This is a genomic window from Serratia sp. BIGb0234 (genome assembly GCF_024809915.1).
Classification (GTDB): domain Bacteria; phylum Pseudomonadota; class Gammaproteobacteria; order Enterobacterales; family Enterobacteriaceae; genus Serratia; species Serratia liquefaciens.
Genome location: NZ_JANUEI010000001.1, coordinates 1,052,703 through 1,072,517, shown reverse-complemented (window position 1 = coordinate 1,072,517; position 19,815 = coordinate 1,052,703). Strand labels below are relative to the sequence as shown.

The 19,815-nt window shown below is 54.3% G+C and carries 19 protein-coding genes; 12 read left to right on the top strand and 7 right to left on the bottom strand.

Features of this window, described 5'->3' with window-relative positions; genetic code table 11:
• Positions 1 to 171: 171 nt before the first annotated feature.
• The 3 genes from M2407_RS05275 to icd form a co-directional block, all read right to left on the bottom strand.
• On the bottom strand, positions 172 to 624 hold the full coding sequence (locus M2407_RS05275; RefSeq protein ID WP_259216950.1) for a peptidase M14: 453 nt from the start codon (positions 622 to 624) through the stop codon (positions 172 to 174).
• Between the two features lie 178 nt (positions 625 to 802).
• Positions 803 to 1,699, bottom strand: coding sequence for an HNH endonuclease (locus M2407_RS05270; protein WP_259216948.1), 897 nt, complete (start codon positions 1,697 to 1,699; stop codon positions 803 to 805).
• 233 nt (positions 1,700 to 1,932) lie between these two features.
• Positions 1,933 to 3,186 (bottom strand): NADP-dependent isocitrate dehydrogenase, encoded by a 1,254-nt coding sequence (icd, locus tag M2407_RS05265; RefSeq protein ID WP_012006449.1) that lies wholly within the window; start codon positions 3,184 to 3,186, stop codon positions 1,933 to 1,935.
• A 132-nt stretch (positions 3,187 to 3,318) separates the two neighbouring features.
• Here icd and rluE point away from each other — a divergent pair, with 132 nt between their 5' ends.
• The 6 genes from rluE (at position 3,319) to purB (ending at position 7,979) form a co-directional block, all read left to right on the top strand.
• Positions 3,319 to 3,945: a 23S rRNA pseudouridine(2457) synthase RluE gene (gene rluE, locus M2407_RS05260; protein ID WP_122078727.1), complete on the top strand. Its 627-nt coding sequence runs from the start codon at positions 3,319 to 3,321 to the stop codon at positions 3,943 to 3,945.
• A 21-nt stretch (positions 3,946 to 3,966) separates the two neighbouring features.
• Entirely contained in the window at positions 3,967 to 4,302 is a 336-nt protein-coding gene (locus M2407_RS05255; protein WP_020826480.1) for a lysozyme inhibitor LprI family protein, read from the top strand.
• Positions 4,303 to 4,311: 9 nt separating this feature from the next.
• Positions 4,312 to 4,758 (top strand): NUDIX hydrolase, encoded by a 447-nt coding sequence (locus M2407_RS05250; RefSeq protein WP_048760698.1) that lies wholly within the window; start codon positions 4,312 to 4,314, stop codon positions 4,756 to 4,758.
• A gap of 95 nt (positions 4,759 to 4,853) precedes the next feature.
• Positions 4,854 to 5,957 carry a tRNA 2-thiouridine(34) synthase MnmA gene (gene mnmA, locus M2407_RS05245; protein ID WP_041415331.1) on the top strand — a complete coding sequence of 368 codons (1,104 nt, stop codon included), beginning with the start codon at positions 4,854 to 4,856 and terminating at the stop codon, positions 5,955 to 5,957.
• 2 nt (positions 5,958 to 5,959) lie between these two features.
• Positions 5,960 to 6,586, top strand: a complete 627-nt coding sequence (hflD, locus tag M2407_RS05240; protein ID WP_020826477.1) for a high frequency lysogenization protein HflD — start codon at positions 5,960 to 5,962, stop codon at positions 6,584 to 6,586.
• Positions 6,587 to 6,608: 22 nt separating this feature from the next.
• A complete protein-coding gene (purB, locus tag M2407_RS05235; protein WP_020826476.1) occupies positions 6,609 to 7,979 on the top strand; it encodes an adenylosuccinate lyase in 1,371 nt (456 codons plus the stop codon).
• 45 nt (positions 7,980 to 8,024) lie between these two features.
• Here the strand turns inward: purB and M2407_RS05230 are convergent, their stop codons facing one another.
• The 3 genes from M2407_RS05230 to M2407_RS05220 all read right to left on the bottom strand — a co-directional run bounded on the left by M2407_RS05230 (position 8,025) and on the right by M2407_RS05220 (position 10,902).
• Complete coding sequence (locus M2407_RS05230) at positions 8,025 to 8,732, bottom strand: GNAT family N-acetyltransferase (protein ID WP_259216941.1); 708 nt, start codon at positions 8,730 to 8,732, stop codon at positions 8,025 to 8,027.
• Between the two features lie 21 nt (positions 8,733 to 8,753).
• Positions 8,754 to 9,206: a GNAT family N-acetyltransferase gene (locus M2407_RS05225; protein WP_130015588.1), complete on the bottom strand. Its 453-nt coding sequence runs from the start codon at positions 9,204 to 9,206 to the stop codon at positions 8,754 to 8,756.
• A gap of 190 nt (positions 9,207 to 9,396) precedes the next feature.
• Positions 9,397 to 10,902 carry a PLP-dependent aminotransferase family protein gene (locus M2407_RS05220; RefSeq protein ID WP_259216937.1) on the bottom strand — a complete coding sequence of 502 codons (1,506 nt, stop codon included), beginning with the start codon at positions 10,900 to 10,902 and terminating at the stop codon, positions 9,397 to 9,399.
• A gap of 286 nt (positions 10,903 to 11,188) precedes the next feature.
• On the opposite strand from M2407_RS05220, the gene M2407_RS05215 reads away from it, so the two are divergent.
• The 6 genes from M2407_RS05215 (at position 11,189) to M2407_RS05190 (ending at position 18,643) form a co-directional block, all read left to right on the top strand.
• On the top strand, positions 11,189 to 11,908 hold the full coding sequence (locus M2407_RS05215; RefSeq protein WP_259216935.1) for a gluconate 2-dehydrogenase subunit 3 family protein: 720 nt from the start codon (positions 11,189 to 11,191) through the stop codon (positions 11,906 to 11,908).
• Complete coding sequence (locus tag M2407_RS05210; protein WP_046373815.1) at positions 11,905 to 13,683, top strand: GMC family oxidoreductase; 1,779 nt, start codon at positions 11,905 to 11,907, stop codon at positions 13,681 to 13,683. Before M2407_RS05215 ends, M2407_RS05210 begins: the two co-directional genes overlap by 4 nt.
• Positions 13,684 to 13,701: 18 nt before the next feature.
• Entirely contained in the window at positions 13,702 to 14,982 is a 1,281-nt protein-coding gene (locus M2407_RS05205) for a cytochrome c (protein ID WP_130015585.1), read from the top strand.
• A 320-nt stretch (positions 14,983 to 15,302) separates the two neighbouring features.
• Positions 15,303 to 15,974, top strand: coding sequence for a two-component system response regulator PhoP (gene phoP, locus M2407_RS05200; protein WP_020826469.1), 672 nt, complete (start codon positions 15,303 to 15,305; stop codon positions 15,972 to 15,974).
• Positions 15,975 to 15,979: 5 nt separating this feature from the next.
• Entirely contained in the window at positions 15,980 to 17,437 is a 1,458-nt protein-coding gene (phoQ, locus tag M2407_RS05195; RefSeq protein ID WP_041415330.1) for a two-component system sensor histidine kinase PhoQ, read from the top strand.
• Between the two features lie 84 nt (positions 17,438 to 17,521).
• Positions 17,522 to 18,643, top strand: coding sequence for a cupin domain-containing protein (locus M2407_RS05190; protein ID WP_217331103.1), 1,122 nt, complete (start codon positions 17,522 to 17,524; stop codon positions 18,641 to 18,643).
• 50 nt (positions 18,644 to 18,693) lie between these two features.
• On the opposite strand, the gene M2407_RS05185 is transcribed toward M2407_RS05190, so the two are convergent.
• Complete coding sequence (locus M2407_RS05185) at positions 18,694 to 19,785, bottom strand: malate/lactate/ureidoglycolate dehydrogenase (RefSeq protein ID WP_198639746.1); 1,092 nt, start codon at positions 19,783 to 19,785, stop codon at positions 18,694 to 18,696.
• Positions 19,786 to 19,815: the final 30 nt, after the last annotated feature.

The following is a 19,815-nucleotide window of genomic DNA, read 5'->3' as shown; positions in this document are numbered from 1 at the left end:
ATATTAATTATGAAAATTAATCAAGAAAGTTACCAGCAATAATTAAAGGATAAAATAGACTCAATTACCATGTTCACTTTTCGGTCATTACTGTGAATAAAAATAGTAAGCACAGCATGACCGACAAGTACCCATCGGTAATGTTGCATTAATTTAACAAAATTATAAAATTCATTTATATACGTCATTTTTCGCTAAATACTGAAATGACGCCAATGCTTTGTCAATACGTTCTCTCATTAATTTCAATAAATCACGTTCCTGTTCATTTTTCCTGATAACTATAAATTCCTGTACCGAACATAGAAGTTCATGGGCACAAGTTCGTATTGTATCTGATGATATTATCTGAACTTCGTTATATATTCTAAGATAACTTAGATACTCTTTATCCTTTCCATCACTGCTAATGTCATAGTATGTTTGAACAAGCGCCTGAGAATGACTAAGAAAATCCACATACAAAAATTTCTTATAGTCATTAGTTTTTCGTAAATTGGCAACCTCTTCAGTTCTAACGTTATGTTTATGCGTTAAATGAAGAATGAAATATCCAGACACAGCAGAAATAGAGGCACCAAGACCTATTTTTACTGCTGAGTCCAAAACCTCAATTCCGGTCATGTCTATAGCTTCCCCTGGTTAATTAATATTAATATTTCCCTGTTCAACCTTAATTAAGAAAGTCAGCCATTGGCCCAGCTACCAGCTATAGGCTTACATCTCCCAACATTGCTATTAAGCAAGGTTATATTTATTCGCTTCTTGCTTAAGAGTACTATCAGCTACGAGTTAGCGCACATTAGTCTTCAAAGCCAAAAGTCTCTCTATGCCGTTTTAAATATTTTTTATTCTCTTCAAAAACTCGGTTCAATTTTGAATTTATAGGAATATTTAAATCATAAAGTAGATTTTCCAACCCATCTCTAAACTTTAATTTTCCATCATCGGTGAAACTAATCATACCTCGGTCAAACAACTTATCTAGGTTTGGGATGAGTGGCAATCCATTGAAAGGATCAACTTTCTCTTTGTCATCAGAAATAGACCAAGCTACTATATGAGAAGCGGTTAAAATTGACTCAACATCAATGCCAGTTACCGCACATTTCCCCCCCCACATTTTAAATAACTTATCTCTATAGGGACCGTGACCAACGCGAGCCTGAATGACTGCTGCTTTAGTGCTTCCTCTCGCCTCTTTTACCGTGGCAGTCTGTTTATTGAAGTCTATTGAAATGTTGTCGCTAATAAAACTTGCTATCATCTTTGCTGCAGCCTCGGGTATTTCGCACATGTAGGTCTGCGTGCAAAACCCGTTCTCAGCAAAAACTGTTGGCCGACTTAACTCATTAAACGCAGCCATAAACATATCTCTGAACTGCAAAATATCGATCGGGTGCTCTAAAACGGTTAAATCTACATCTACTCGGGTTCCTTCACGCTCCCACTTATCAAAAGATCGATTAGGTGGCCGCGGTGCATCATCAGCATCGGCTGTAGCAATCGCTACATAGATAATCTCTCGATCCTTATTACAAAAGATGATGTCACCTGCTTTTACATCCTTCACTGTCTCCCAGGAGGCATAACTAAACTTTTTCCCATGCTTATTCATGCCATATTGTGGAGCCCAGAGGAAATTTTGTTCTTTAACCTCATTAAAACTGCTACCAATATTCACCCAGAAAAAGCTCATTAACACTCCTTGTAGAATTTTATCTCATGCCAAAAATGTAGTTGTAGGTAGTTTATCGTCCATTTCATCGCAAAGTTTAGACGCAGCTCAACCTTTAGATCTATACGTTCAAAAGCCCTAAAATGGCCGAGTTTTGATAACTTATTTTGATAATGTTTTGATAACCGTTGCGATTTAAATAATAAAAAACGGGAACCATCAGGCTCCCGTTATCATTTAACGCTTAAACACTCTTACATGTGTTTAACGATAGCGTCGCCAAACTCTGAACATTTCAGCAGTTTAGCGCCTTCCATCAGGCGTTCGAAGTCATAGGTCACGGTCTTGGCAGCGATGGCGCCTTCCATGCCCTTAACAATCAGGTCAGCCGCTTCGAACCAGCCCATGTGACGCAGCATCATTTCTGCAGACAGGATGATGGAACCTGGGTTCACTTTGTCCTGGCCGGCATACTTAGGTGCAGTACCGTGGGTGGCTTCGAACAGCGCGCAATCGGAACCGATGTTGGCACCAGGTGCGATACCGATACCACCAACCTGTGCGGCCAGGGCGTCGGAGATGTAGTCACCGTTCAGGTTCATACAGGCGATCACGTCGTATTCAGCCGGACGCAGCAGGATTTGCTGCAGGAAGGCGTCGGCGATCACGTCTTTAACCACGATCTCTTTACCGGTGTTCGGGTTCTTGATTTTCAGCCATGGACCGCCGTCGATCAGTTCGCCACCAAACTCTTCGCGCGCCAGTTCGTAGCCCCAATCCTTGAAGGCACCTTCGGTGAACTTCATGATGTTGCCTTTGTGAACCAGGGTCACAGAGTCGCGGTCGTTGGTGATCGCGTATTCGATCGCCGCACGTACCAGACGTTTAGTCCCTTCTTCAGAACATGGCTTCACGCCGATACCACATTGCTCTGGGAAGCGGATTTTTTTCACGCCCATTTCGTCGCGCAGGAACTTGATCACTTTGTCTGCTTCTGCAGAACCGGCTTTCCACTCGATACCTGCGTAGATGTCTTCGGCGTTTTCGCGGAAGATCACCATGTCGGTCAGCTCAGGCTGTTTAACCGGGCTTGGAGTGCCCTGGTAGTAACGCACCGGACGCAGACACACGTACAGGTCCAGTTGCTGGCGCAGGGCCACGTTCAGGGAGCGAATACCGCCACCGACTGGGGTAGTCAGCGGGCCTTTGATGGCAACGCGGTAGTCACGGATCAGATCCAGGGTTTCTTCCGGCAGCCACACGTCTTTCCCGTAAACGTGAGTGGATTTTTCGCCGGTATAGATTTCCATCCAGGAGATTTTACGTTCGCCGTGGTAGGCCTTTTTCACTGCTGCATCAACCACGTGAATCATAGCAGGGGTAACGTCAACGCCAATGCCGTCGCCTTCGATAAACGGAATGATCGGGTTATTCGGAACAACCAGTTTACCCTGGGCATCGACCGTAATCTTTTTACCTTCTGCCGGAACAACTACTTTGCTTTCCATCAACCTCTCCTTCAAGCGCAATTTTTGTTAATGCTTTGTAAGATGCGTGTAGATACTACTGGAATTTTCAGTCCGCGCCAATCCGAAACGGATTCGGTTATAATGCGCCTATCATCCGTAATCTCAACTGTTATGAAAAAATTCTCTGTTAAAAATCACAAAGTTAAACGATTCAGCAAGCCTGCTCCCGCCAAACCCGCAGTCGCACAGGGGCCGCGTCGCGTGGTGTTATTCAATAAGCCGTTCGATGTGCTGCCGCAATTTACCGATGAAGCCGGCCGCACCACCCTGAAAGAATTCATTCCATTTCCCGATGTTTACGCCGCTGGGCGTTTGGATCGCGACAGCGAAGGTTTATTGGTGCTAACCAATGACGGCAAGCTGCAGGCGCAACTCACCCAGCCGGGCAAACGTACCGGAAAAGTCTATTACGTGCAGGTCGAAGGCGCCCCGCAGGAAAGCGATCTGGCCCCCTTGCGCAATGGCGTCACGCTCAAAGACGGCCCAACGTTGCCGGCAGGCGTTGAGCTGGTCGCAGAACCGCAATGGCTGTGGCCGCGCAATCCGCCCATTCGCGAACGCAAATCAATCCCCACCGCCTGGCTGAAAGTCACCCTTTATGAAGGCCGAAATCGCCAAGTGCGTCGCATGACTGCACACATCGGCTTTCCTACCCTGCGGCTGATTCGCTACAGTATGGGTAATCTTTCATTGGGCGAATTGCAGCCCGGTGAATGGAAAACCCTGGACTCACTGTAACCAGCCCGAGGAGCAGCAACGATGAAAACATTAACCGCGCTACTGTTCACCGCCCTGCTTTCGGTTCCTGCCGTTCAGGCCGCCAGTTTTGACTGCGCCAAAGCCGTCAGCGCCGACGAAAAGGCCATCTGCGCCAGCCGTACGCTAAGTGACAAAGACGTGGAAATGGCGACCAAGTACCAGTTTTTACATGGCCTGTTCGCCATGGGAGTGCGCGGTGAGATGCAAGACCAGCAACAGCGCTGGCTGGCGCAGCGGAAACTGTGCGGCAGCGACGTCAGTTGTCTCTCAGGCAGCTATCAGGCCCGTATTACCGAACTGGATGACATCTATCAGCATATCAATAAGCCGCTGTAAGGGACCTTTATGTTTAAACCGCACGTCACCGTTGCCTGCGTGGTTCACGCCGCCGGCAAGTTTTTGATCGTCGAAGAGACGATTAATAACAAGGCGCTCTGGAATCAGCCGGCCGGGCACCTTGAAGCCGACGAAACGCTGGTGCAGGCCGCCGAGCGCGAGCTGTGGGAAGAAACCGGCATCCGCGCCACGCCACAGTCATTCCTCAAGCTGCACCAGTGGATCGCACCGGACAATACGCCGTTTCTGCGCTTCTGCTTTGTCATCGAGCTCGAACAGCAGTTGCCGACCGAACCGCACGACAGCGATATCGACCGCTGTTTGTGGCTGAGCGCCGACGAGATTTTGCAGGCCCCTAACCTGCGATCCGCACTGGTCGCGGAAAGCCTTCGTTGTTACCAACAGCCGGAACGTTACCCGCTATCGCTGGTCAGCAGCTATAACTGGCCGTTCTGAGATGAATAAGTGCCGTGCGCCGGCGCAGGCAACGTGGTAAAATCCTGCGCTTGTTTTTTATCAGCACGGTTCGTGTTCAAGTTCGTGAGATCCCCATGTCAGACAACAGCCAGAAAAAAGTAATCGTCGGTATGTCCGGCGGCGTCGACTCTTCCGTTACTGCCTATCTGTTACAGCAACAGGGCTATCAGGTCGCTGGGCTGTTTATGAAGAACTGGGAAGAAGACGATGATGAAGAGTACTGCTCCGCAGCGACCGATTTGGCCGATGCACAGGCGGTATGCGACAAACTCGGCATCGAACTGCACACGGTGAACTTCGCGGCAGAGTACTGGGACAACGTCTTTGAACTGTTCCTGGAAGAGTACAAGGCCGGCCGCACGCCGAACCCGGACATCCTGTGCAATAAAGAAATCAAATTCAAAGCCTTCCTGGAATTCGCCGCCGAAGATCTGGGGGCCGATTTTATCGCCACCGGCCACTACGTGCGCCGCCAGGACGTTGACGGCAAAAGCCGCCTGCTGCGCGGTGTCGACGGCAATAAAGACCAAAGCTATTTCCTCTACACCCTGAGTCACGAGCAGGTTGCGCAAAGCCTGTTCCCGGTCGGTGAGCTGGAAAAACCGGAGGTGCGCCGCATCGCCGAACAGCTGGATCTGGTCACCGCCAAGAAAAAAGACTCCACTGGCATCTGCTTTATCGGCGAACGCAAGTTCCGCGACTTCCTTGGCCGCTACCTGCCCGCACAGCCGGGCCCGATTGTCAGCGTTGACGGCCAGACCGTCGGTGAACATCAGGGCCTGATGTACCACACCCTGGGCCAGCGTAAAGGGCTCGGCATTGGTGGTATGAAGGACAGCAGTGAAGATCCGTGGTACGTGGTGGACAAAGACGTCGCCAACAACGTGCTGGTGGTTGCCCAGGGGCATGAGCATCCGCGCCTGATGTCCGTCGGTCTGGTAGCGCAGCAGCTGCATTGGGTCGATCGCCTGCCGCTGAGCGGCCCCTTCCGCTGTACGGTAAAAACCCGTTATCGCCAGCAGGACATTCCGTGCACCGTTACCCCGCTTGACGAAGAGCGTATTGAAGTGCGTTTCGACGAGCCGGTCGCTGCCGTGACCCCAGGCCAGTCTGCCGTGTTCTATCAGGATGAAATCTGCCTCGGTGGCGGCATTATCGAACAGCGTTTACAGGAGTAATCGTGGCGAAGAATTATTATGACATTACGCTGGCCATGGCTGGAATCAGCCAGGCGGCGCTTATGGTTCAGCAGTTGGCGCACGAAGGCCAATGCGATCGTGAAGCTTTCCATACTTCGCTGAACAGCCTGCTGCAGATGGACCCCTCTTCCACGCTGGCGGTGTTCGGCGGAGAAGAGCGCAATTTGAAAGTCGGCCTCGAGACGCTGATGAGCGTGCTCAACGCCAACAATAAAGGGTTGGGTGCCGAACTCACCCGCTACACCATCAGCCTGATGGTGCTGGAGCGCAAGCTCAACGCCAATAAGCAGGCGATGAACCAGCTTGGCGAACGTCTCGGCCAGCTTGAGCGCCAACTGGCGCATTTTGATCTGGAATCAGACACCATTATCAGCGCGCTGGCCGGCATTTATGTCGACGTGGTCAGCCCGCTCGGGCCGCGCATCCAGGTGACCGGCTCGCCGGCTATTCTGCAGAATCCGCAGGTGCAGGCCAAGGTTCGTGCCACGCTACTGGCCGGCATCCGTGCCGCCGTACTGTGGCAACAGGTTGGCGGCAGCCGCCTGCAGTTAATGTTTTCCCGTAATCGTCTGTTTAAACAGGCGCAAAATATCGTTGCTCATTGTTAATCGATCCCAGGAGTTGCTACCGATGGAATTATCCTCACTGACCGCCGTCTCACCCGTTGATGGACGCTACGGTGATAAAGTCAGCGCACTGCGCGCCATTTTCAGCGAATACGGTCTGCTGAAATTCCGCGTGCAGGTTGAAGTACGTTGGCTGCAAAAACTGGCCACCTGTGCAGAAATCAAAGAAGTTCCGGCTTTTGACGCCGACGCAAACGCTTTCCTCGACAAGATCGTCGCGGAATTCAGCGAAGAAGACGCGCAGCGCATCAAGACCATCGAACGCACCACCAACCACGACGTCAAAGCGGTTGAGTATTTCCTGAAAGAAAAAGTGGACGCGATCCCTGCGCTGCAGGCGGTGTCCGAGTTTATCCACTTTGCCTGTACCTCAGAAGACATCAACAACCTGTCACATGCGCTGATGCTGCAAACTGCGCGTCAGGACGTGGTGCTGCCGTACTGGCGCAAAATCATCGATTCAATCAAGGGCCTGGCGCTGGAATACCGCGATATTCCGCTGCTGTCCCGTACCCACGGTCAGCCGGCAACCCCGTCAACCGTCGGTAAAGAATTCGCCAACGTGGCCTACCGTATGGAACGTCAGTTCCGTCAGCTGGAGCGCGTGGAGATCATGGGTAAAATCAACGGTGCAGTCGGCAACTATAACGCCCACATCGTGGCTTATCCGGAAGTGGACTGGCATGCGTTCAGCGAAGACTTCGTGACTTCACTGGGCATTACCTGGAACCCGTACACCACCCAAATCGAACCGCACGACTACATTGCCGAGCTGTTTGACTGCGTGGCGCGTTTCAACACCATTCTGATCGACTTCGACCGTGATATCTGGGGTTATATCGCCCTGAATCACTTTAAGCAGAAGACCATCGCCGGTGAAATCGGCTCTTCAACCATGCCGCACAAGGTCAACCCGATCGACTTCGAGAACTCCGAAGGCAACCTGGGCCTGTCTAACGCGGTGCTGGGCCACCTGGCCAGCAAACTGCCGGTATCTCGCTGGCAGCGCGACCTGACCGACTCCACCGTGCTGCGTAACCTGGGCGTCGGTCTGGGCTATGCGTTGATCGCCTATCAGGCGACCATGAAAGGCATCAGCAAGCTCGAAGTCAATCAGGCACATCTGCTGGACGAGCTGGATCACAACTGGGAAGTTTTGGCCGAGCCGATCCAGACCGTGATGCGTCGTTACGGCATCGAAAAGCCGTATGAAAAGCTGAAAGAGCTGACCCGCGGCAAACGCGTGGATGCCGCCGGTATGCAGGCATTTATCGATGGTCTGGCGCTGCCGGAAGAAGAAAAAACCCGCCTGAAAGCCATGACCCCGGCGAACTACATTGGCCGCGCGGCGACCATGGTCGATGAGCTGAAGTAAGCGTTTTGTTCCGATAGCAAAGAGGCGGCCTTTTGGCCGCCTCTTTTATTTCCGTGGCATAAAATCCTGCAGGCGTTTTATCTGCTGCCCTTGCGCATTGAAATTATCGGGACTCAACCACTGCTCGAATCCCGCCTTGATTGCCGGCCAACGGTCAGCGGTTATGGCAAACCAGTCGGTATCCCGAGTGCGGCCCTTGGTGACCACCGCAAAGCGGAAAGTCCCCTCATGCAGAAAACCAAATCTCGCCGCCGCCTGTTTGGAGGGCGCGTTGTGACTGTCGCACTTCCATTCGCAACGGCGATAGCCCAAATCCTCAAACAGGTGCCGCAGCATCAGATAAATCGCCTCGATGGCACTGGAGCGCTGTTTCATCGCCGGTGACCAGCTGACATGTCCAATCTCAGCCACGCCATTACCTTCGTCGATGCGCATATAAGCTACCGTCCCGACCGGTGCCTGGCTGGCACCGTCGAACACCGTCAGATTCACCAGCGTAGCGTTCGCCTGCAAGGTGGTCAGGTGTTGCAACATCGCCGCAGGGCTCTCCGGTCGTTCTATCGATAAATAAGTCCAGTCCCGGCCATCAACCGCCTGCTGGAAAGCGCTGAACAACGCCGCATAATCCCGCTGCGGATCGAGTTGCTTCAGACAGCAAAAACGGCCGTTAAGCGTCTCGCCACCAGGGCGCTTCGCCGCCCGCCAATCGGATAATGGCTCGCCCACCGGCTGCCCAAACTGATTGATCACCATACACTTCCTCGCAGCCTGTCGTTAACGGGTATAGACGATAAACGAACTTCTCTTGCCTATCTTGTCGTACAGCGACCGCGCCGGGGCGTTATATTCCTGCGTCATCCAATAAACTCTGTCGCTGCCTTTCTCATCCGCCAACTGATAGGCCTGTTCGAAGAGTTTTTCGGACACTTTCTTGCCGCGGCCCGCCGGTGAAACGTAAAGATCTTCAATATAACAATAGCCAGCCGAGCTCCAGGTTGAAGGATGGAAAATGAGATGCATGAACCCCAGCAGGTTGCCGTTTCTATCTTCCGCCACCAGGCCGTAGACCTGTTGATCTTCGCATAAACGCTCGAAGGTATGATCGGTAACCTGCGCCGAGACGTCCGCACGGTAAAAATGGAGGTACCCCTGCCACAGTTCCAACCACTGCGGCTTATCGGCGTTTTGTATTTTACGTACTGCTGCTTCATGAATTATTGGGAGCATGGTGCCTCTCTGGTATTAAGTAAGTGATCCCGCAACCTTTAAGCCACCCTAAGGGGGATGGCGATCAAAGCATCATCGGGGCTTTTCTGAGAAAAAATAACGTAATACCAGTAGGATACCTGCGCCATCGCGAACTGAATACAGACCAATTAATAACAGTGAACAGACCAATTTTGATGTGCAACCGCAGTCAGATCTCAGCCGGCAGCTCGCTGAAAATAGCAGCTAACCTTTTGATGAATCTTACAATCTCGTCTGGGGAATAAGCGGCAAAACCCAATACCAGCGCCCCTTCCGTGGGTTGCCCGGTATAAAAATCTATCAGGCCATAGACCTTTATCCCCTGCGCGGCGGCGGCCTGAATCAGGCGCCGTTCAGTTGCCGCGTCCGCCAACGGACATACCAGTTGCAACCCGCCCTGCGGCAAACGTGGCTGAGTCCAGGCGCCAAGATACTGATGAACCGCTGCATGCAAAATCTCCAGCCGCGCCTGATAGGTTTTGCGCATGTTCCTTAAATGTTCGGTATGGAAATCTTCATGGATAAATTTGAATAACGTCATTTGCGGCAATGCGGAAGTATAACCATCCTGGAATTGCTTGGCGGCGACCATGGGTTTAATCAGCTGCGGCGGAACGATAATAAAACCGATGCGTAACCCCGGGAATAACGTCTTGCTAAAGGTGCCGATATACAAGGTTCGCTGGTACTGATCCAGCCCCTGCAGCGATGCCCTGGTCAGGCCGTCGTAATTGAACTCGGAATCGTAATCGTCTTCAATAATCCAGGCTTTTTCACGTTGCGCCCAGGCCAACAGCTTTAACCTCCGGTCGATGCTGAGCGAATGCCCCAACGGATAATGATGTGAGGGCGTGATGTAAACGCCCCGCCCGCCCCCGTCTGCCCGTATCAATGCATCGATATCCAAACCGGATTGATCTACCCCAATCGGTTGGGCGAGTATCCCTGCCGACTGAACCAATTTTTTGGCCCCCTGGTAGCCCGGCTCTTCCACGAACACCCGGTCGCCAGGATTAAACAACACCTGCGTACACAGCGATAGCGCCTGCTGTGAACTGGTCACCACGATCACCTGCTCCGCGCTGGCCTTCACGCCCCTTTCGCGCCGCAAATAGTCAATGATCTCCTCCCGCAGTTCCACCAGCCCCTGAGGATCGGCATACCCCAGCAGGCGCTCGGCACCTTGTCGCACCGCCAGCCTTTCCAGCTGCAACCAGCTATCGATGGGAAACAGCCGCAAATCGGGCACGGAAGGGGTCAGCGAGTCGTTTCGACTGGTGTGCGGAGTGTGGGCTGCCAGCAGCAAGGAGCGGCCATGCACACTCAGTTCCGACTCCGCCAGTTGAGCGCTTTCGGCGGGGTTTTCAGTCAGCAGCTCGCGGCCAATCAGGGTATTTTGCTGGTAGCTGACAAAACTGCCGCGCCCCACCGCGCGGGCAATATAGCCTTCGGCCTCCAGTTGGGCATAAGTCAGTTCAACCGTATCGCGCGAAACCACCAGCCGCGCAGCCAGTACGCGGCTGGGCGGCAGTTTTGCCAGATAGTCCAGCTCCCCCGCCGTCACCAGTTGCTTGATGGTCAGATGCAGCGCGGCTTTGCGCGTCATGCCTTGACGTAGATGCCGACCAAAGGTGGCCTGGATGATATCCGGCCGGCTGTCACTACTGTGCTTCATGCTGCTCCAGGTCGAAGGCCTGCCGAAGACAAACCTGCGGTATGTATGTTGATAAGTTGATCTACATCAACTTAGTTGTGAACAAAATGTTTTGAAACAGATCATCGATTGTTTCATTCAGTTCGCCAGTCCTACACTAAAACAACCATACCAGTAGCTTGCTATTTATATGGTTGTTTACTATCCGTTTACCCATCCCCGCCTGTTTACCGCTGCTGGAGAGCCGCGGCGTAGGCCGCTATTGCCTGCGCAGGCATTAATTGTGAAGCATGTTCAAGGTGGAATTATGTCACAACAGCACGACGCTACGCCGCCCAGGCGTAACTTTCTAAAAAAGACACTGGCGTTAATCCCGCTCGCCGCCGCAGGCAGCAGCATTATGGCACTGGAAGCCAAGGCGGCACCCGCCCCCGGCGTATTGAGCCACTATGTCCCGGTCTATTTCAACGGTGACGAATGGCGTTTTCTGCTGGCCGCCTGCGATCGGCTGATCCCGACGGACGCTAACGGCCCCGGCGCGGTGGATCAGGGCGTACCGGTATTTATCGACCGACAAATGGAAACGCCTTACGGCCACGGCGGACTGTGGTACATGCATCCGCCTTTCGTTCCCTCTCCGCCGGAACTGGGCTATCAGTCCAAGCTGACGCCGCGCGAGACTTACCGTATCGGTATCCGTGAAGTGAATGCGCACTGCCGTCGGCAGTTTCAAAAGGTGTTTGCCGAACTGGGCCACGCTGAGCAGGAACAGCTGCTGTCGGCGCTGGAACATGGCCAATTGGACTCGGAAGCCCTGTCCGGTAAGGCGTTTTTCGACCAGTTGCTGACCAATACCAAAGAAGGCTATCTGGCCGATCCGCTGCATGGCGGTAACCAGACGTTAGCGTCCTGGAAACTGATTGGTTTCCCCGGCGCACGCGCGGATTACACCGATTGGGTCAATCGCCCCAATCAGCCTTATCCCCTCGGCCCGGTCAGTATTTCAAGCAAAAGGAATGCTAAATGAGCACAATTAAAAAACCACCGGTAGACGTGGTTATCGTCGGGTTTGGCTGGACCGGCGCCATAATGGGGATGGAATTGACCGAAAGCGGCCTGAGCGTGCTGGCGCTGGAACGCGGTGAGCAGCGTGAAACCTACCCGGACTTCGCCTATCCGCGCATTGCCGACGAACTGACCTACGGCATTCGCCTGAAACTGGCACAGGAAATGGCGCATGAGACGGTCACGGTGCGCCACACCCCGGCAGATTTTGCCGTGCCCTACCGCCAGCTCGGGTCTTTTCTGCCCGGTAACGGCGTCGGCGGTGCCGGCGTGCACTGGAACGGCATGCACTGGCGTGCCTTGCCATCCGACTTAAAGCTGCACACCACCCTAAATGAAAAGTACGGGGCCAAATGGATCCCGGAGGGCATGACGCTACAGGATTATCCGCTGAGTTATCAGGAACTGGAGCCTTACTTCGACAAGTTCGAAAAAGTGTGCGGCACTTCCGGTCGAGCCGGCAATCTGCAGGGAAATATCATCAAGGGAGGCAATCCGTTTGAAGGGCCACGAGCCAGCGAATACCCGACGCCGGCGCTGAAACAGCTCTATTCCGGCTCGCTGTTCGGCAAGGCCGCGGAATCACTGGGCTATCACCCGTTCGCCATCCCCGCCGCCAACTGCTCCGAGCCCTATACCAATCCCTACGGCGTGCAGCTGGGTCCCTGTAATTTTTGCGGCTACTGCGAGCGCTTCGGCTGCTTTATGTACTCCAAGGCTTCGCCGCAAACCACCATTTTGCCGGTACTGACCCAGCGCAAAAACTTTGAGCTGCGCACCCAGTCGCAGGTAATCAAAGTGAATCTGGACAGCACCGGCAAGAAAGCCACCGGCGTCACCTACATCAACGCCCAGGGGCAAGAGGTGGAACAACCGGCCGATCTGGTGATCCTCAGTGCTTTCCAACTGCATAACGTTCGCCTGCTGCTGTTGTCCGGCATCGGCAAACCTTACGATCCGGTGACCGGTGAAGGCGTGGTCGGCAAGAACTACGCCTATCAGATGAACAGCGGTGTATCGCTGTTTTACGACCAGAATACCCACTTCAATCCGTTTATCGGCGCAGGCGCGGCCGGCACGGTGATCGACGATCTGAACGGCGAGAACTTCGATCATGCCGATTTGGGTTTTATCGGCGGTGCCTACATCTCTGCCACCCGCACCGGTGGCCGACCTATCCAGCAAATGATGCTGCCACCGGGTACGCCTGCCTGGGGCGGCGGCTGGAAACAGGGCATCAAGGATAACTACCCGCACTCAATGAGCATCGGCTCCGAAGGCTCGGTGATGCCGTACCGCGACTGCTATCTGGATCTCGACCCAACCTATAAGGACGGCTACGGCCTGCCGCTGTTACGCATGACGTTTGACTGGAAAGACAATGAAATCAAAATGACACAGCACATCACCAGCAAAATGGTGAATATCGCCAATGCCATGAAGCCCAAACAGATAGCGGTTTCGGTGAAAAAAACCGGCGATCATTACGATGTGCGCCCCTACCAGTCGACTCACACCACCGGCGGAGCCATTACCGGTGACAACCCTGCCACCAGCGTGGTGAATAAATACCTGCAGTGTTGGGATGTACCTAATGTGTTCGTCACCGGCGCCTGCGCCTTTCCGCAGAATCTGGCCTACAACCCCACCGGCATCGTCGGGGCGCTGGCCTATTATTCGGCCGAGGCGATCCGCACGCAGTATTTAAAAAACCCCGGTCCGCTGGTTCAGGCCTGAAAGCATAAGGAGCTTCATATGAAAGGATTTACTCCCTCGCTGCTGGCGCTGTTGATGCTGGGCACCGCGACGGTACAGGCGGCCGATGACCCGAAATTGGCCGCCCGGCTCCTGCACGGCGAATATCTGGCGCGTGCCGGTGACTGCGCCGCCTGCCATACTGCCCCTGGCGGTGCACCCTTTGCCGGCGGCCTGAAAATGACCACGCCGGTGGGGGCCATCTATTCCACTAACATCACCCCGGACAAACAGACTGGTATCGGCGAATACAGCCTGCAGGAGTTCAGCGACGCATTGCGCAAAGGTGTCGCCCGCGACGGCACCAGACTCTATCCGGCGATGCCCTATCCCTCTTTTGCCAAAATCAGCGATGAGGATGTGCGCGATCTGTACCTGTATTTCACCCATCAGGTTCACCCCGTGGCACAACAGAATGAAGACAGCGATATTCCCTGGCCGCTGAATATGCGTTGGCCTCTGGCAATGTGGGATCTGGTGTTCCGAGAGGACGGAACTTATCAGCCGGATGCCACCCAAAGCGCCGAATGGAATCGTGGAGCCTATCTGGTGCAGGGGCTGGGCCATTGCGGGAGTTGTCATACGCCACGCGGTATTGGCTTCCAGGAGAAAGCGCTCAACCAAAGCGACAGCGCCTATCTGAGCGGCGGTACGCTTGAAGGCTGGCATGCCGCCAACCTGCGGGCGGATGCGGTAAGCGGTTTGGGTGGTTGGAACGCGGAAGATATCACCCGCTTTCTGAAAACCGGCCACAACAACCGATTTGCCGCTTTTGGCTCGATGGTTGACGTGGTTCAGGACAGCACGCAATACCTGAGTGATGAGGACTTACGCGCTATCGCCGGCTATCTGCAATCATTACAGGCAGATAATCAGGAGAAGCCATTGCTGCAAGACGGCAGCACGGCGGCTCTGCTGGCAAAAGGGGATGTCAGTCGCCCGGGCGCTCAAGCCTATCTGGATAATTGCGCCGCCTGCCACCGCAGTGACGGTAAGGGCTACCGTGATACCTTCCCGCAGTTGGCACACAATCCGGCGCTGTTAAGCGATGATCCTTCCTCACTGATCAGCATTGTTATCAATGGTTCCCGTACCCCCATAACCGTTGGTGCCCCTACCGGGTTGACCATGCCGGACTTTGGTTGGCGGTTGAACGACCAGCAAATTGCCGAACTCGCGACCTTTGTGCGCAGCAGTTGGGGCAACCATGCGCCGCGAGTTACCGCTGCCGAAGTGCAGGAGATCCGTAAAAACAGCGTCAGCAAACCGACCCATCCTTAACATTTGCGGGCCCGGCATCCGGGTCCGGTTCTCTCATCGCAGCCTCTTCCGTTTAAGTTTGGTTTAACTTTCCCTCGCCATTGTTTATCCAACGTTTATTTGACCTTGTCGATAATGACAGCGAACTAAATATCGATAGCGCTTATTTCCTGCCAAGGTTCTGCGTCCCTTGCGGTAAGAGCCGGTTATACCTACCATAACGTCAAGATCACGATCGGATGGCTTAGGTTGTCGCACGCTATCCCTCACACGCTGCTGAGCGTGTTACCTTTACTGCGTGGGTGACAGGATGTTCACCCGCCGATCCACAGGAGTTCGCCATGCGAGTACTGGTTGTTGAAGATAACGGTTTATTACGCCACCACCTCTCCGTCCAGATGCGTGAAATGGGCCATCAGGTTGATGCGGCAGAGGATGCCAAAGAAGCCGATTATTTCCTGCAAGAGCATGCGCCTGACATCGCCATTGTCGATCTCGGCCTGCCGGGTGAAGACGGCCTGAGCCTGATCCGCCGCTGGCGCGCCCACCAAATGAAGCTGCCAATCCTGGTGCTGACCGCGCGTGAAAGCTGGCAGGACAAAGTGGCGGTGTTGGAAGCCGGTGCCGACGACTATGTGACCAAGCCGTTCCATCTGGAAGAAGTGATTGCCCGTATGCAGGCGCTGATGCGCCGTAACAGCGGTTTGGCCTCTCAGGTGATCGTATTGCCCCCGTTCCAAATCGACCTTTCGCGCCGTGAGCTGAGCGTCAACGAACAGCAGATAAAATTGACTGCGTTCGAATACACCATCATCGAAACCTTAATCCGCAACGCCGGCAAGGTGGTCAGCAAAGACTCGCTGATGCTGCAGCTGTACCCGGATGCCGAACTGCGCGAAAGCCATACCATCGACGTACTGATGGGCCGTTTACGCAAAAAATTGCAGGCCGAATACCCTCAGGAAGTGATCACCACGGTTCGTGGTCAGGGCTATCGTTTTGATGCGAAATGATCGCCATGTTCAACAAGGGTAAAAAACCTTTCTCACTGCGCGCCCGCTTTTTGATGGCCACCGCTGGGGTGATTCTGGCGCTCTCGCTGTCCTATGGTCTGGTGGCGGTAGTCGGTTATATTGTCAGCTTCGACAAAACTGCCTTCCGCCTACTGCGCGGTGAAAGTAATCTGTTTTTCAGCCTGGCCCAGTGGAAAGATAACAAACTCACCATTGCCATTCCGCCCGATATCGATCTCAACTTCCCAACCCTGGTGTTTATTTACGACGATAAAGGCAATCTGCTGTGGAGCCAGCGCCAGGTACCTGAGCTGGAAAAACGCATCAATAAAGAGTGGCTGGAAGAGTCCGGCTTCTACGAAATCGATACCGATACCCGTATCAGTAGTGAAGTGTTGGGCAACAACCCCAAGGCGCAGGATCAGCTTAAAGACTATGACGACAACGATCAGAATGCCCTGACCCACTCAGTGGCGGTCAACACCTACGCGGCCACCGCGCGGCTGCCGGCTTTGAGTATCGTGGTAGTCGATACCATTCCGCAGGAATTACAACGCTCCGACGTGGTATGGGAATGGTTCAGCTACGTGTTGCTGGCCAACCTGCTGCTGGTGGTCCCCTTGCTGTGGCTGGCGGCCTACTGGAGCTTGCGTCCCATCAAGGCGCTGGTGAATCAGGTTGGTGAGTTGGAAAACGGCGAGCGAGAACAACTCGACGAGAACCCGCCCAGCGAGCTGCGTGGGCTGGTACGTAACCTGAATATTCTGGTGCGCAACGAGCGCCAGCGTTACACCAAATACCGCACCACGCTTTCCGATCTGACCCACAGCCTGAAGACGCCGTTGGCGGTGTTGCAAACGACGCTGCGTTCATTACGTACCGGTAAGCAGACCACCATCGAGGAAGTCGAGCCGATCATGTTGGACCAGATCAGCCGTATTTCTCAGCAAATCGGTTACTACCTGCACCGGGCCAGCATCAATTCGGGGCAAACGGTGCTGACGCGCGAGATCCACTCGGTCCCGGCGCTGCTCGACAGCCTGAACGTAGCACTGAACAAGGTGTATCAGCGCAAAGGTGTGGTGATCACGCTGGATATTTCGCCGGAAGTGACCTTTATGGGGGAGAAAAACGACTTTATGGAAGTGATGGGCAACGTGTTGGAAAATGCCTGTAAATACTGCCTGGAGTTCGTTGAAATCACCTCCCTGCACTCCGACAAATACCTTACTATCGTCATCGATGACGACGGGCCAGGCATTCCGGAAAGCAAGCGTGAATTGATCTTCCAGCGCGGCCAGCGGGTAGATACGCTGCGCCCTGGTCAAGGATTGGGATTGTCGGTGGCGGCGGAGATTATCGAACAGTACGACGGTTCCATTACCATCAGCGACAGCCCGCTTGGCGGCGCTCGCATGCAGGTCACTTTCGCCCGTCAGCACGATTCCCATCATCACGAGTAAATTCTGTCGCTCTGGCCCCGATCCACGGGGCCAAACTTCCGTTATAATCGCACTCAGGCTCACTCCTCTATCCTGGAATAGAACATGGATTATCAATTAGATCTGGACTGGAACGACTTTTTGCAGCGCTATTGGCAAAAGCGTCCGGTTATTCTGAAGCGCGGCTTCAAAAACTTTATCGATCCGATCTCCCCGGATGAGCTGGCCGGGCTGGCGATGGAGAACGAAGTGGACAGCCGTCTGGTCAGCCACCAGGACGGTCGCTGGCAGGTTGCGCACGGCCCTTTCGAGAGCTTTGATCACCTGAGCGAAAACAACTGGTCGCTGCTGGTGCAGGCTGTGAATCACTGGCATGAACCTTCCAGTGCGCTGATGCTCCCGTTCCGTAAGCTGCCGGACTGGCGGATGGACGATCTGATGATCTCGTTCTCGGTCCCGGGTGGCGGCGTTGGCCCGCACCTCGATCAGTATGACGTCTTTATCATTCAGGGTACCGGCCGCCGTCGCTGGCGCGTGGGTGAAAAAGTGCCGATGAAACAGCACTGCCCGCACCCGGACCTGCTGCAAGTTGAGCCTTTCGACGCCATCATCGATGAAGAAATGGAACCGGGCGATATTCTGTATATCCCACCGGGCTTCCCGCATGAAGGCTACGCGCTGGAAAATGCGCTGAATTACTCGGTAGGTTTCCGCGCCCCGAACGGCCGCGAGTTGGTCAGTGGCTTTGCCGACTACGTGCTGGCCCGCGAACTGGGCAGTAAGCGCTACAGCGATCCGGATATTCAGTTGCGTGAGCATCCGGCAGAAGTGCTGCCGCAGGAAGTCGATGCGCTGCGCCAGATGATGGTGGATTTGGTTCAGCAACCTGAACACTTCCAGCAGTGGTTCGGCGAGTTTATCTCCCAGACCCGTCATGAGCTGGATGCTGCGCCGCCGGAGCCGCCTTATCAGGCCGGTGAAATCTACGAACTGCTGCAACAGGGCGAGCCTTTGCAGCGCCTGGGTGGCCTGCGCGTACTGCGCATTGGCGACCAGTGCTTTGCTAACGGTGAACTGATGGATACCGAGCATCAGCAGGCTGCCGATGCGATGTGCCAGAATTTCAGCGTGGATGCCGCCAAGCTGGGCGACGCGATCGAAGATCCTTCGTTCCTGGCACTGCTGACCTCGTTGGTCAACAGCGGTTACTGGTACTTCAAAGACTGAGGCATGGCCTTTAGCGACCAGAGCCACCCGCGTTTCGGCGGGTGGCTTTTTTATGCCCGCAACGCCCTGGTCTGATAACCGTCCAATTCGGCGTCCGACATGCCTGCCTGGATTGCCGCAGCACAGATCTGCCGCCAGGTGTTGTCGTCTATCGGGATCCCCTGCCGCAACCGCGCTTCACGGTTGGCATCTTCCCACTCACCCGGCACTTCAATCGGTTGGCCGTCACTTGGCGGTGAAGCCTTCACCCAATCGATAAAGGCCTCGGCCTCGGTTTGCATCTCTGGCGCGTCGAAGGCTTCCGGATTGAGGATGATGGTGGTCATGCAGTTGAAAATAGCATCGCTGTTGGATTTCACCGTCGCCGCATGAGTAGTGCGGCCACCGGACAGCGCACCGCCGAGGATTTCGCATAACGTGGCTAACGCATAACCCTTATGGGCACCGAAAGGCAGCAACGAGCCATACGGATGTTCGTGCATCACCTTGGGTTCCGTCGTTGGCTGGCCGTGTTGGTCGATCAGATAACCCGGCGCGACGCTCAAACCTTTGTTGTAGGCCACGCGGGTTTTACCAAACGCGATACCGCTGGTGGCAAAATCCAGCAGCAACGGTTTTTTATCCTTACGGGGAAAAATAACGCAGAAGGGGTTGGTGCCGAAACGACGGTCACTGCCGCCGAACGGTGCCACCATAGGATCGCCCACCACATTGACGAAATGGATAGAGATAAAACCGGCTCGCGCACACTGCTCGGCCCAGTGGCCAATGCGGCCAATGTGATGTGAGTTGTGCAACGCCACCGCAGCCAGCCCCAACTGCCGGGCGCGCTCTATGCCTTTTTCCATCGCCTCACAGGCGACGACCTGGCCAAAACCCTGTCCGCCGTCCACCGTCAGCACCGCTCCGGCATCGCGTACCACTTTGGCATGAACGTTAAGCTGCAAATGCCCCTGTGCCAATGACGACATATAGCTGGGGATCATGCCTACGCCGTGGGAATCGTGCCCGGCCAGATTCGCCTGAACCAGGTGATCCGCCACCCGCGCGGCCTCCTGCTCGGTACTGCCGGCGTGGCGCCAAATAGCCTGCACAAACTGCTCAAGACACTGGCGATCGATACGGTGCTCGGTACTGCTCATGATACGGCTCCTTGTGCTGGAAATATATCC